This window comes from Actinophytocola sp. KF-1 (assembly GCF_054661535.1).
In genome coordinates this window covers 1-12,197 of sequence record NZ_BAAFVK010000021.1, presented here as the reverse complement: position 1 = coordinate 12,197, position 12,197 = coordinate 1, and the positions used below count along the sequence as shown (strand labels likewise).

Below are 12,197 nucleotides of genomic sequence, written 5' to 3'. Positions count from 1 at the left end.
CGCAGTCCCTATGTCTCTACTCGCCGGCTCAGGCCGGTCCGCCGAAGATCTCGATCGGCTTGCTCTCGGCGGAGAGCGTCACGATCGCTCGCTTGGTGTCCTTGCGCTTGCCGTACCCGGTGCGGGTGCGCTTGCGCTTGCCCTGCCGGTTCAGCGTGTTCACGCTCACGACCTGCACGCCGAACACCTTCTCGACCGCGATCTTGATCTCGGTCTTGTTCGCGTGCGGTGCGACGACGAACGTGTACTTGTTCTCCTCGAGGAGCCCGTAGGACTTCTCGGAGATCACCGGCGCGAGCAGCACGTCGCGGGGGTCGGGGATCACTTGCTCTCCTCCTCGGCGACCTCGCTGGAGCGCGCGACAGCCTTGGCGGAGCTGCCCTTGACCGGGCCCTCCAGGAAGGCGCTCAGCGCGGCCTTGGTGAACACCACGTCGTCGTTGACGAGCACGTCGTAGGTGTTGAGCTGGTCCGCCCAGATCCAGTGCACGTAGGACAGGTTCTGGATCGACAGCCGGCCGAGCTCGTCGTCGCGGGTGATCACGACGAGCAGGTTGCGGGCCTCGGACACCGCGGCGAGGGCCTTCTTCGCGGCCTTGGTGGACGGGGTGTCCCCGTCGACCAGCGCGGAGATGACGTGCACCTGGCCTGCGCGGGCCCGGTCGGAGAGGGCGCCACGCAGAGCGGCTGCCTTCATCTTCTTCGGGACGCGCTGGGTGTAGTCGCGCGGCTGCGGGCCGTGGACGGTGCCACCGCCCGCGAACTGCGGCGCACGGGTCGAACCCTGGCGCGCGCGGCCGGTGCCCTTCTGGCGGTACGGCTTCTTACCGCCACCGCTGACGTCACCGCGGGTCTTCGTGGCGTGCGTGCCCTGACGGGCCGCGGCCTGCTGCGCGACGACCACCTGGTGCATCAGCGCGACGTTGGCCTGCACGTCGAAGATGTCCGCGGGCAGGTCGACCGAGCCGTCGGTCGTGCCCTCGGGGGTCTTCACCTCGACGGAAGTCACTTCACATCACCCTTCGCGGCGGTCTTGAGGAACACCACGCCGCCCTTGGGGCCGGGAACGGCACCCTTGAGGAGGATCAGCCCGTCCTCGGCGTCCACGCGGTGGACGGTGAGGTTCTGGGTGGTGACCTTCACGTGGCCCATGCGGCCCGCCATGCGCAGGCCCTTGAACACGCGGCCCGGGGTGGCGCAGCCACCGATGGAGCCGGGCGAACGGTGCTTGCGCTGCGTGCCGTGGGAGGCGCCGAGGCCCTTGAAGCCGTGGCGCTTCATGACACCAGCGGTGCCCTTGCCCTTGGTGGTGCCCGTCGCGTCGATCACGGCGCCGGCCTCGAACACCTCGGCGGTGATCTCCTGGCCGAGCTCGTAGCTGTCGGCGTCGGTGGTGCGCAGCTCGGCGAGGTACCGCCGCGGCGTGACGCCCGCCTTCGCGAAGTGGCCCTTCTCGGGCTTGTTCACCTTGCGGGGCTTGATCTCGCCGAACGCCAGCTGGACCGCGGTGTACCCGTCGTTGTCCTGGGTACGGATCTGGGTCACGACGTTCGGGCCGGCCTTGACGACGGTCACCGGGACGATCCGGTTGTTCTCGTCGAAGACCTGGGTCATCCCGAGCTTCGTGCCCAGGATCCCTTTCATCTGCCGGGAAGACATTAGTACTCAGGCCTCACTGAATGTTGACGTCGACGCTGGCCGGGAGGTCGATGCGCATCAGAGCGTCAACCGTCTTCGGCGTCGGGTCGAGGATGTCGATCAGACGCTTGTGCGTGCGCATCTCGAAGTGCTCCCGCGAGTCCTTGTACTTGTGCGGGGAGCGGATGACGCAGTACACGTTCTTCTCGGTGGGCAGCGGCACCGGACCGACGACCCGAGCACCCGTGCGGGTAACCGTCTCAACGATCTTGCGCGCCGAAGCGTCGATCGCCTCGTGGTCGTAGGCCTTGAGCCGGATGCGGATCTTCTGTCCCGCCATGGTGGCTTGCCGTCCTTGTCTCTTAAGACTCGTGCCGCTCCGGTCCACGCGGTCGGGTGTGTCGCGCCCTACGCACAGACCGGCCCCTTGGACTTTTGCCCTAGGGAATGTGGTCATAAGTGGCTCGGCGGCCGGTGCCGCGAGCCCGCCCGAACACGGCCGATCGCAAGACCGTCCGCGACGAGCAACCTGTCAAGGATGCCACACGCGTTTCGCGGCACCCAAACCGGGGGGCCCCAGGTGCTTGACCTGGGGCCCCAGCCGGGTTAACTACTTGATGATCTTGGTGACGCGACCCGCGCCGACCGTCCGGCCACCCTCACGGATGGCGAACCGGAGACCCTCGTCCATGGCGATCGGCTGGATCAGCTTGACCGTCATGCCCGTGTTGTCGCCCGGCATGACCATCTCGGTGCCCTCGGGGAGGGTCACCACACCGGTCACGTCGGTGGTCCGGAAGTAGAACTGCGGACGGTAGTTGTTGAAGAACGGCGTGTGCCGGCCGCCCTCGTCCTTGCTCAGGATGACGACCTGGGCCTCGAACTCGGTGTGCGGCGTGGTGGTGCCGGGCTTCACGACGACCTGGCCGCGCTCGACGTCCTCACGCTTGATGCCGCGGAGCAGCAGACCCACGTTCTCACCGGCGCGCGCGTCCTCGAGCGTCTTGCGGAACATCTCGATGGCGGTGACGGTGGTCTTCTGGGCCTTCTCGCGGATGCCGACGATCTCGACTTCCTCCATCGGCTTGAGGATGCCGCGCTCGACACGACCGGTGACCACGGTGCCACGACCGGAGATCGTGAACACGTCCTCGACCGGCATCAGGAACGGCTTCTCAGTCTCGCGCTCCGGCTCCGGGATGCTCTCGTCGACGGCGTCGAGCAGCTCGAGCAGCTTGCTGCCCCACTCGGCGTCGCCCTCGAGGGCCTTGAGCGCGGAGACGCGGACGACCGGCAGGTCGTCACCCGGGAACTCGTACTCGGTCAGCAGCTCGCGGACCTCGAGCTCGACGAGCTCCAGGATCTCCTCGTCGTCGACCATGTCGGCCTTGTTCAGCGCCACCACGATGTAGGGCACGCCGACCTGACGGGCGAGGAGCACGTGCTCCTTGGTCTGCGGCATCGGGCCGTCGGTCGCGGCGACCACCAGGATCGCGCCGTCCATCTGGGCGGCACCGGTGATCATGTTCTTGATGTAGTCCGCGTGACCCGGGCAGTCAACGTGCGCGTAGTGCCGCTTCTCGGTCTCGTACTCGATGTGAGCGATCGAGATCGTGATACCGCGCTGCTTCTCCTCCGGCGCCTTGTCGATCTCGTCGAACGGCGTGAAGGGGTTCAGCTCGGGGTACTTGTCGTGCAGAACCTTGGAGATGGCCGCGGTCAGCGTGGTCTTGCCATGGTCGATGTGACCGATGGTCCCGATGTTGACGTGCGGCTTGGTCCGCTCGAACTTCGCCTTCGCCACTTCTCTCGTCCTCCTGGACTTGTTCTCTACGCCGCCACTCTGGTATCAGCGGCAGTCTTTGGGGTCAGTTGTGCGGAACCATAGAGGGAACTACCCAGGCAGCCCGCACCGGATCCAGTTACTCGCCGGTTGCCTTGGCGATGATCTCCTTCGCGACGTTCGCGGGAACCTCGGCGTAGGAGTCGAACTGCATGGAGTAGTTCGCCCGGCCCTGGGTCTTCGACCGGAGGTCGCCGACGTAGCCGAACATCTCCGACAGCGGGACCAGCGCCTTGACGACGCGGGAACCCGCCCGCTCCTCCATGGCCTGGATCTGGCCACGGCGGGAGTTCAGGTCGCCGATGACGTCACCCATGTACGTCTCCGGCGTGGTGACCTCGACGGCCATCATCGGCTCGAGGAGGGTCGGGCTCGCCAGGCGAGCGGCCTCCTTGAGCGCCATGCGGCCGGCCACCTTGAACGCCATTTCCGAGGAGTCGACCTCGTGGTAGGCGCCGTCCAGCAGCGTCAGCTTGACGCCGACCAGCGGGTAGCCCGCGAGCACGCCGTCCTGCATGGCGTCCTGCGCACCGGCGTCGACCGACGGGATGTACTCCCTCGGCACGCGGCCACCGGTGACCTTGTTGTCGAACTCGTACAGCGCGCCGTCCGCGGTGGACATCGGCTCGATCTTGATGATGACCTTCGCGAACTGGCCCGAGCCACCCGTCTGCTTCTTGTGGGTGTACTCGTGCTTCTCGACGGTCTTGCGGATCGTCTCGCGGTAGGCCACCTGCGGCTTGCCGATGTTGGCCTCGACCTTGAACTCGCGGCGCATGCGGTCCACCAGGATGTCCAGGTGGAGCTCGCCCATGCCGGCGATGATCGTCTGACCCGTCTCCTCGTCCAGGTTGACCCGGAAGGTCGGGTCCTCCTCGGCGAGCTTCTGGATCGCGGTCGACAGCTTCTCCTGGTCGGCCTTGGTCTTCGGCTCGATCGCCACCTGGATGACCGGCTCCGGGAACGTCATCGACTCGAGGACGATGGGGTTCGCCGGGTCGCACAGGGTCTCACCGGTGGTGGTGTCCTTCAGACCGATCACCGCGTAGATGTGACCGGCGAGGGCCTCCGTGACCGGGTTCTCCTTGTTGGCGTGCATCTGGAAGATCTTCCCGATGCGCTCCTTGCGGTCCTTGGTCGAGTTGATGACCTGGGCGCCGCTCGCCACCTTGCCCGAGTAGACCCGGATGTAGGTGAGCTTGCCGAAGAACGGGTGCACGGCGATCTTGAACGCCAGCGCCGCGAACGGCTCGTCGGTGGTCGGCTTGCGGAAGGCAGGCGTCTCGCCGTCCTGCAGCGTGCCCTCGACCGGCGGGAGGTCCGTCGGCGCGGGCAGGTAGTCGATCACCGCGTCGAGCATGGGCTGCACGCCCTTGTTCTTGAACGCGGAGCCGCACAGCACCGGGTAGGCCGTGCCGTCACGCACGATCTTGCGGATGCCGTGCTTGATCTCGTCCACGGTCAGCTCTTCGCCGCCGAGGTACTTCTCCATCAGCTCGTCGTCGGTCTCGGCGACCGCCTCGATCAGCTGCTCGCGGTACTCGTTCGCGCGGTCGACGAGGTCGGCCGGGATCTCCTCGACCGTGTAGTCCTCGCCCTTCTTGACCTCACCACGCCACGTGAGCGCGCGCATGTTCACCAGGTCGACGACACCGATGAAGTCGCTCTCCGCGCCGATCGGCAGCTGAATGGGCAGGGGCTTCGCACCGAGACGCTCGGAGATGGTGCGGATGGTGAAGTAGAAGTCCGCACCCAGCTTGTCCATCTTGTTGACGAAGCAGATGCGCGGGACGTCGTACTTCGTGGCCTGCCGCCAGACCTGCTCGGACTGCGGCTCGACGCCTTCCTTGCCGTCGAACACGGCGACCGCGCCGTCGAGCACCCGCAGGTTGCGCTCCACCTCGACGGTGAAGTCGACGTGCCCGGGGGTGTCGATCAGGTTGATCTGGTGGTCCTTCCAGAAGCAGGTCGTCGCGGCCGACGTGATCGTGATGCCGCGCTCCTGCTCCTGCTCCATCCAGTCCATGACGGCGGCGCCGTCGTGCACCTCGCCGATCTTGTAGCTGATGCCTGTGTAGAACAGGATCCGCTCGGTCGTCGTGGTCTTGCCCGCGTCGATGTGGGCCATGATGCCGATGTTGCGCACCTTGGCCAAGTCGGTCAGCACGTCCTGTGCCACGGGTCTCTTCCCCTGTCTTCAATCAGCGTTGGTGCGGCCGTCACAGCTGTTGGCCGCGGGCCGTCACCAGCGGTAGTGGGCGAAGGCCTTGTTCGACTCCGCCATCTTGTGCGTGTCCTCGCGGCGCTTGACGCTCGCCCCGAGGCCGTTGCTCGCGTCGAGCAGCTCGTTCATCAGTCGCTCGGTCATGGTCTTCTCGCGCCGCGCGCGGGAGAACGTCACGAGCCAGCGCAGCGCCAGCGTCGTGGAGCGGCCCGGCTTGACCTCGATCGGCACCTGGTAGGTGGCGCCACCGACGCGGCGGCTCTTCACCTCGATGGTCGGCTTCACGTTGTCCAGCGCACGCTTGAGCGTGACCACCGGGTCGGTGCCGGTCTTCTCGCGGGCGCCCTCGAGCGCCTGGTACACGATCTTCTCCGCGACCGAGCGCTTGCCGTCCTTGAGCACCTTGTTGATCAGCTGCGTGACCAGCGGGGAGCTGTAGACCGGGTCGGAGATCAGCGGCCGCTTGGCGGCGGGTCCCTTGCGAGGCATCAGGCCTTCTCCTTCTTCGCACCGTAGCGGCTGCGGGCCTGCTTGCGGTTCTTCACGCCCTGGGTGTCCAGCGAGCCACGGATGATCTTGTAGCGGACACCAGGCAGGTCCTTCACACGACCGCCACGCACGAGCACCATCGAGTGCTCCTGCAGGTTGTGGCCCTCACCCGGGATGTAGGCCGTGACCTCGATGCCACTGGTCAGCTTGACGCGCGCGACCTTGCGCAGCGCGGAGTTCGGCTTCTTCGGGGTGGTGGTGTACACGCGGGTGCACACGCCACGCCGCTGCGGGCTCCCCTTGAGGGCCGCAGTCTTCTGCTTGGCGACCTTGTCCTGGCGGCCCTTACGGACCAGCTGCTGGATCGTGGGCATGGACCGGCTTTCTCCTGGTGTACTGCTTCTTGCTGTGTGTGGTTGGTGCTCCCGCCGTATCACGAGGTCGGGCGTGTCGCCCTTCCCTCATAACGCCCGGGCAGGATCGAATCATCCTCACGAGGCTCGGAAGGAACTCCGCGGTTACTGCGAGGTGTCCGTTTACACGAACTCGCGCACAGGCACGCGGATCGACCCGACCTGGGTCGGGCGCGAGTACCAAAGATACCTGGCGGTTCTGAGAGGGTCAAAACCGGGGTCGGCCTACTGTGCAACGCCCGTCTTGCTGGGCTTGTTCCCGGTGCGAGCCACCTGCGGTGGCGACCGGCGCGACGATCTTGTGCGCGCCCGTGCCGACTATATACCCCCTGGTCGCGGTATGTGTTCCCGGCCTCGCGGCCGAGGTGGTCGCCGCCGGGTGCTGCCTGGTCGGGGCCGGTGCGCGGGTGGTGACGGGGTTCTTCGTCACGTTCGGGGCGGGGTCAGATCCAGCCCTCGTCGCGGGCGGTGCGGGCGGCCTCCGTGCGGCTGCGGGCCGAGAGCTTGGCCATGGCGGACGAGATGTAGTTGCGGACGGTGCCCGCCGACAGGTGCAGCTCGCGGGCGATGTCACCGGCCGTGGTGGTGTCGTCGACCAGGCGGAGGACGGCCAGCTCGCGCTCGGTGAGCGGGCAGCCCGCCTCCGCGAGCGCCTCCGCCGCGAAGTCCGGGTCCACGTAGCGCAGCCCCGCGTGCACCCTGCGGATCACGTCCGCCAGCAGCGACGCGGGCGCGGTCTTCGCGAGGAAGCCCTTCGCGCCCAGCGACAGCGCACGCCGCAGCACGCCCGGTCGTGCGTGCCTGGTGACCATCACGCAGCGGGCCTGCGAGCCGTCCGCCGCCAGGCGTTCGAGCACCGCGAGGCCGTCGAGGACCGGCATCTCCACGTCGAGCACGACCACGTCCGGGCGGTGTTCGGCGATCGCGCGGAGCGCCTCCGCGCCGTCGGCCACGTCCGCCGCCACGGTCATGTCCGGTTCCAGCCCGAGCAGCGCGGCCACCGCCTGCCTGGTGAGGCGTTCGTCGTCGGCCAGTACCAGGGTGATCACAGCGCCGCCTCCACCGTGAACGTGCCGGGGCGCTCCCCCGGGCCCGCGCGGAACGTCCCGCCCGCCTCCCGCACCCGGCGCGACAGGCCCGCCAGACCGGTGCCCTCGCCGGGGGTTCCGGTCGCCGCCCCGTCGTTGACGACGGTCAGCGTGGACGGCCGCACGGTGATCCAGCAGTGGCGGGTGTCCGCGTGCCGCAACAGGTTCGTCACCGCTTCGCGCAGGACGCGGCCGAGCAGCTCGCTGTGCGGGCCCTCGGTCTCCGCACCGTCCACAGCGCACTCGATGCCCGCCGACGCGAGCAGCGTGCGCGCGCCGGTCAGCTCCGTCTCCAGGCTGGTGGGGCGCTGCCCGCGGGCCAGTTCGCGGACGTCGCGCAGCGCGGCGCGGGCCAGCCGCTGCACCTCGGCCATCTCCGCGTGCGCACGCGGCGGGTCGACGTCGCCGAGGCGGGTCGCCAGCTCCGCCTTCAGCGACACCACCTCCAGCGCGTGGCCGAGGATGTCGTGCAGGTCCTCGGTGAAGCGCAGCCGTTCGCGGGTCGCGCCCAGCTCCGCGGCGTCGCGGCGCGCCTGGTCCAGCTCGATCGCGATGCGCCACTGCCGCAGCGCGACCAGCTCGCCGAACGGCAGCGTGGCCAGCACGACCATGGCGACGACCGCGGTGGCCAGCGGGTTCGTGCCGCTCGGCGGCGGCACGAACGTGGCCAGCAGCGCGACGAGCACGCCGGCGCCCACGGCGAGCCACGCCGTGAGCCGCCACCCGCCCGCAGGCGAGCGGCCGAACTGCAGCTCGGCGACCGGGGCCGCGGGCAGGAAGATCCACAGCACGTTGCCGGGGTCGCCGTAGGTGTAGGCGTAGCCGAACAGCAGGGCCGCCAGCGCGAGCGTCACGGCCGACGGCCGCCACGGCGCCACCGCCGCCGGTGACTCGACGGCCCTGGCCACCCGCCGCCAGTGCACGGGCAGCAGCACCGCGGTACCGGCCAGCAGCGGCGCGAGCCGGTCCCAGTGCAGGCCGTTGCCCGCCGACACCAGCAGCGGCGCGAGCCCGATGATCGGCACCGTGGCGAGCAGCGTCAGCCGGGTGTAGCGGTGCAGCGAGGTGAGCGCATCGCGTTCTGGCACGGGCCGAACGGTAACCGAATGACACCTGTCATACCGGGCATGGACGGCTGTCACGCGGAGTGGTGCGCGCACGCACTACCCCGGCTTTCCCCGGTTCGGCACCGTTCCCGGCATGCGAGCGATAGAGGTGAGCGGCCTGCGCCACGCCTACGGGGACGTGGTGGCGGTCGACGGGATCGACTTCCACGTGGCCGAGGGCGAGGTGTTCGCGCTGCTCGGCACGAACGGCGCGGGGAAGACGACGACACTGGAGATCATCGAGGGCTTCCTGCGGCCCGCGGCGGGCGCGGTGCGGGTGCTGGGGCACGACCCGTACACGGAGCGGACCGCGCTCGCCCCGTCGATGGGCGTGCTGCCGCAGGAGTCCGGGCTGATCGGCGAACTGACGGTGGCGGAGACGATGTCGCTGTGGCAGCGGCTGTCGAGCCGCGCCGACTCCCCCGCCGGGCTGGTGGCGCGGCTGGCGCTCGCGCACCGCGCGGACGTGGCCGTCGACCGGCTGTCGGGCGGTGAGCGGCGGCGGCTCGACGTGGCGCTCGCGGTCTGGGGCAGGCCCCGCCTGCTGGTGCTCGACGAACCGACCACCGGCCTGGATCCCGAGTCGCGCCAACGGGTCTGGGCGCTGGTGGAGGACCTGGCGGCGACCGGCACGACCGTGCTGCTGACGACGCACTACCTGGAGGAGGCGGAGGCGCTCGCCGACCGGGTCGCGATCATGCACGCGGGCCGCGTCAGGGTCGCCGGGACCATGTCGGAGGTGCTGGCGTCGCGGCCGGCGCGGATCACGGCGGCGCTGCCCGCCGGCGCACCGGAGCTGCCCGCGTTAGCGGGCACGGCCGTGGTCACGGGCGGCAAGCTGAGCATGGAAACCGAGGCCCTGCAAGAGGATCTGCTCGCGTTGCTGCTGTGGGCGGACCGGAACGCGGTGCGGCTCGACGGTCTCAACGCGACACAGGCATCGCTGCAGGAGGTCTTCCTGGCATTGGGGGCGTCGTGATCCAGCTGTCCATCGTGGAGTTCCGGTTGCTGCTGCGGCGGCGGATCACGGCGTTCTCGGTCCTGGTCGTGCCGGTCGGGCTGGCGGCGCTCACGCTGTTCGGGCAGCGACCCGACGACCCGGCGCAGTGGGGCAGGTTGCTGTCGACGAACTTCCTGCTGCTGACGATGCTGTCCGCGTACCTGGTGAGCCTCACCGTGTTCACCGCGCGCAGGCAGTCACGGGTGCTGAAGCGGCTGCGCACCTCCGAGCTGTCCGACACGGCGATTCTCGGCGGGGTGCTGGCGCCGGTGCTGGTGGTCGGGCTCGCGCAGGCGGCCGCGTACCTGGTGTTCTGCGTGGTCACCGGGGCGCCGGCGCCGGGGGACCCCGTCGCGGTCGTCGCGGGTGTGGTGCTGGGGGTGGTGGTCGCGACCGCGGCCGGGGCCGCGACGGCCTGTCTCACGAGGACGGTGGAGGCGACCCAGCTGACCGGGACGCCGCTGCTGCTGGCCGCGGTGGCCGGGATGTTCATGACCGCGTCCAGCGAGCCTGCCGTCGCCACCGTGGGCCTCGTCATGCCGATCGCCGGGCCCGCTGACCTGGTGGCACGGGGCTGGGGCACCGGCGTCACCGGGGCGGCGCTGCCCGCGGTGCCGTTGGGCCTGGCGTCGACGGTGCTGTGGCTCGCGGTGTCGGGGGTGGTGTTCCACCGCGCGTTCCGCTGGGAGCCGCGCGCCTAGCGGTGCACGTCGTGCAGGTGGTGGACCGGGTCGTGGATGAAGTACCTGGCGAAGGTGTCCACGGTGAAGTGGGCGCCGTCGCTGCGGGTCCCGGTGCGCTGCCACTGGTCGCCGGTGACGTCGGCGAAGCGGTCGGCGAGGTGGTTGGCGGCCGCGACGAGCTCGTCCGCGACGGTCGCGGGGTCCTGCTCGCCGTAGCGGTCGGCGACGGCGGTCGCGTCCTGGTCCCAGTTCGGGTAGGCGGGGCCGTCCTGGGTGAGCATCAGGTGGAGGCGTTCGGTGTAGACGCGGCACGTGTCGCGCACGTGGGCGGCGTACTCCAGCGGCGACCACGTGTCCGGGTCCGGGCGGGTGCGCACGTCGTCGCGAACGAGGACGGCCCGCCATGCCGCGGCGTTGTCGCGCAGCATGGCGGGCACGTCGTCGTGGTTCAGCGTGCTGGTGTCGAGCCCGCACTCGGGGCACGGACGGTCCAGGACCCAGGTCCAGTCCTTTGTGTCAGGTTCCATGGCGTCAGCATCGACGACGGCCACGGCCCGGCACCAGCGACGTTTCCTTCACGGTTCGTCAAGCGGTGCTTCAGATACCGCAGTTCGGCGCGGACCAGAAGCGGCTCGACCGGTTGGCCGTGTGGATGTGGTCGTTGTGGTCGGGGTAGCCCGGGCCGAGGATCTCGTTGAAGCCGTGGTTGCGGGCCTGCTTGGCGATGGTGCAGAAGCCCTGCGTGCCCGCGCCGAGGTCGGCGGCGTCGCCGTAGAGGTGGCGGCTGGTGGACGAGCCGCCTGCCGCGTTGTTGCAGGCGTAGCTGCGGAAACCGCTGTTCACGACGAGCGGGCGGTCACCGAGCGCGTGGCGCAGGGCCTCGAGCTTCCACATGACGTGACGGGCGTTGAACTTGGCCGTCGCGGCGGACACCGCGCCGCCGGACCAGTCGCTGTTGCAGCGGTTCAGCTCGGCGTAGGTGAAGTGGATCGGGGTGCAGTCGTCGTCCTGCAGTTCGTAGATCTTGCTGTAGGTCTGCGCGCCCGCAACGCCGTCCGCGGACAGGCCGTACGCCTGCTGGAAGCGGATGAGCGCGGAGCGGGTGGCGGGACCGAACGAGCCGTCGAGCGCGAGCACGGCGCCGTAGCCCGGGTAGCCGGAGATCCGGATCTGGAGCTGGCGGACGTCCTCACCGGACGCGCCCTGGGACAGAGTGCGGGTCCAGGTGTAGCAGCCGTCGGCGGCCTGGAAGTCCTGCGAACCGACGGGGGTCGGGTCGGCGGAGGCCGTCGTGGCCATGGTCATGGTCAGGACGCTCGCCACCAGGGCGAGCAGGATCCTTCGCATCATGGGGGAAACACCTTTCGGGGCAGGGGTAAAAGGTGACGTCCCGGAGAGTGTCGGAGGATCTTGATTTGGTCAATGAATCACGACACAAAACAGTATTTCGGTCGAAGCCCACCGACCGGTCGGCCTACAGGAGCAAGTCCCGACGGCCTAAAGGCCGAGGCCGCATTGGACCCGCGTCTACTGTGACTGCGGTCACAGTGGAGCAGCCGTCGTATAGGAACGGATCTTTCCTATAGGGATCTTAGCGTTCTGGTCATGACGAACACGGAGATCCGCCCCTTCCGCATCGAGGTCACCCAGGCCGAGGTGGACGATCTGGCCGAGCGGCTGGACCGCACCCGGCTGCCGCAGCCCGCTCCCGGTG

14 protein-coding genes are annotated in these 12,197 nt (G+C 69.1%); 2 read left to right on the top strand and 12 right to left on the bottom strand.

The window, feature by feature from the left end:
* Window positions 1–28: 28 nt before the first annotated feature.
* The 10 genes from rplW to ACYQ77_RS41810 all read right to left on the bottom strand — a co-directional run bounded on the left by rplW (window position 29) and on the right by ACYQ77_RS41810 (window position 8,782).
* Complete coding sequence (gene rplW, locus ACYQ77_RS41855; protein ID WP_330839969.1) at window positions 29–325, bottom strand: 50S ribosomal protein L23; 297 nt, start codon at window positions 323–325, stop codon at window positions 29–31.
* Window positions 322–1,008, bottom strand: a complete 687-nt coding sequence (rplD, locus tag ACYQ77_RS41850; protein ID WP_459722694.1) for a 50S ribosomal protein L4 — start codon at window positions 1,006–1,008, stop codon at window positions 322–324. Before rplD ends, rplW begins: the two co-directional genes overlap by 4 nt.
* Window positions 1,005–1,658: a 50S ribosomal protein L3 gene (gene rplC, locus ACYQ77_RS41845; protein WP_396109524.1), complete on the bottom strand. Its 654-nt coding sequence runs from the start codon at window positions 1,656–1,658 to the stop codon at window positions 1,005–1,007. Before rplC ends, rplD begins: the two co-directional genes overlap by 4 nt.
* 13 nt (window positions 1,659–1,671) lie before the next feature.
* Window positions 1,672–1,977, bottom strand: coding sequence for a 30S ribosomal protein S10 (rpsJ, locus tag ACYQ77_RS41840; protein ID WP_003938093.1), 306 nt, complete (start codon window positions 1,975–1,977; stop codon window positions 1,672–1,674).
* Between the two features lie 270 nt (window positions 1,978–2,247).
* Complete coding sequence (gene tuf, locus ACYQ77_RS41835; protein WP_459722691.1) at window positions 2,248–3,441, bottom strand: elongation factor Tu; 1,194 nt, start codon at window positions 3,439–3,441, stop codon at window positions 2,248–2,250.
* Window positions 3,442–3,559: 118 nt separating this feature from the next.
* The gene (gene fusA, locus ACYQ77_RS41830; protein ID WP_459722690.1) at window positions 3,560–5,659 is read right to left on the bottom strand and encodes an elongation factor G; all 2,100 of its coding nucleotides are present in this window, start codon (window positions 5,657–5,659) and stop codon (window positions 3,560–3,562) included.
* Between the two features lie 63 nt (window positions 5,660–5,722).
* Window positions 5,723–6,193, bottom strand: coding sequence for a 30S ribosomal protein S7 (gene rpsG / locus ACYQ77_RS41825; RefSeq protein WP_459722687.1), 471 nt, complete (start codon window positions 6,191–6,193; stop codon window positions 5,723–5,725).
* Window positions 6,193–6,567 carry a 30S ribosomal protein S12 gene (gene rpsL / locus ACYQ77_RS41820; RefSeq protein WP_133906284.1) on the bottom strand — a complete coding sequence of 125 codons (375 nt, stop codon included), beginning with the start codon at window positions 6,565–6,567 and terminating at the stop codon, window positions 6,193–6,195. Before rpsL ends, rpsG begins: the two co-directional genes overlap by 1 nt.
* A 482-nt stretch (window positions 6,568–7,049) precedes the next feature.
* A complete protein-coding gene (locus tag ACYQ77_RS41815) occupies window positions 7,050–7,655 on the bottom strand; it encodes a response regulator transcription factor (protein ID WP_459722684.1) in 606 nt (201 codons plus the stop codon).
* Entirely contained in the window at window positions 7,652–8,782 is a 1,131-nt protein-coding gene (locus ACYQ77_RS41810; RefSeq protein WP_459722682.1) for a sensor histidine kinase, read from the bottom strand. The genes ACYQ77_RS41815 and ACYQ77_RS41810 overlap by 4 nt, the downstream gene beginning before the upstream one ends.
* Before the next feature lie 112 nt (window positions 8,783–8,894).
* Between ACYQ77_RS41810 and ACYQ77_RS41805 the strand changes: the two genes are divergently transcribed.
* Window positions 8,895–9,779, top strand: coding sequence for an ABC transporter ATP-binding protein (locus ACYQ77_RS41805; protein ID WP_459722679.1), 885 nt, complete (start codon window positions 8,895–8,897; stop codon window positions 9,777–9,779).
* Entirely contained in the window at window positions 9,776–10,501 is a 726-nt protein-coding gene (locus ACYQ77_RS41800) for an ABC transporter permease (protein ID WP_459722677.1), read from the top strand. Before ACYQ77_RS41805 ends, ACYQ77_RS41800 begins: the two co-directional genes overlap by 4 nt.
* Here the strand turns inward: ACYQ77_RS41800 and ACYQ77_RS41795 are convergent.
* The gene (locus tag ACYQ77_RS41795) at window positions 10,498–11,010 is read right to left on the bottom strand and encodes a DinB family protein (RefSeq protein WP_459722674.1); all 513 of its coding nucleotides are present in this window, start codon (window positions 11,008–11,010) and stop codon (window positions 10,498–10,500) included. The two genes, ACYQ77_RS41800 and ACYQ77_RS41795, sit on opposite strands and share 4 nt — an antisense overlap.
* A gap of 70 nt (window positions 11,011–11,080) precedes the next feature.
* Window positions 11,081–11,833 carry a D-Ala-D-Ala carboxypeptidase family metallohydrolase gene (locus ACYQ77_RS41790; RefSeq protein WP_459722671.1) on the bottom strand — a complete coding sequence of 251 codons (753 nt, stop codon included), beginning with the start codon at window positions 11,831–11,833 and terminating at the stop codon, window positions 11,081–11,083.
* Window positions 11,834–12,197 lie beyond the last annotated feature (364 nt).

Bases quoted from the DNA above. Each gene is read 5' to 3' on its own strand.
- ACYQ77_RS41805 (WP_459722679.1), top strand. From the start codon at position 8,895: ATGCGAGCGATAGAGGTGAGCGGCCTGCGCCACGCCTACGGGGACGTG.
- rpsG (WP_459722687.1), bottom strand. From the start codon at position 6,193: ATGCCTCGCAAGGGACCCGCCGCCAAGCGGCCGCTGATCTCCGACCCG.
- ACYQ77_RS41795 (WP_459722674.1), bottom strand. From the start codon at position 11,010: ATGGAACCTGACACAAAGGACTGGACCTGGGTCCTGGACCGTCCGTGC.
- rplC (WP_396109524.1), bottom strand. From the start codon at position 1,658: ATGTCTTCCCGGCAGATGAAAGGGATCCTGGGCACGAAGCTCGGGATG.
- rpsJ (WP_003938093.1), bottom strand. From the start codon at position 1,977: ATGGCGGGACAGAAGATCCGCATCCGGCTCAAGGCCTACGACCACGAG.
- rpsL (WP_133906284.1), bottom strand. From the start codon at position 6,567: ATGCCCACGATCCAGCAGCTGGTCCGTAAGGGCCGCCAGGACAAGGTC.
- ACYQ77_RS41790 (WP_459722671.1), bottom strand. From the start codon at position 11,833: ATGATGCGAAGGATCCTGCTCGCCCTGGTGGCGAGCGTCCTGACCATG.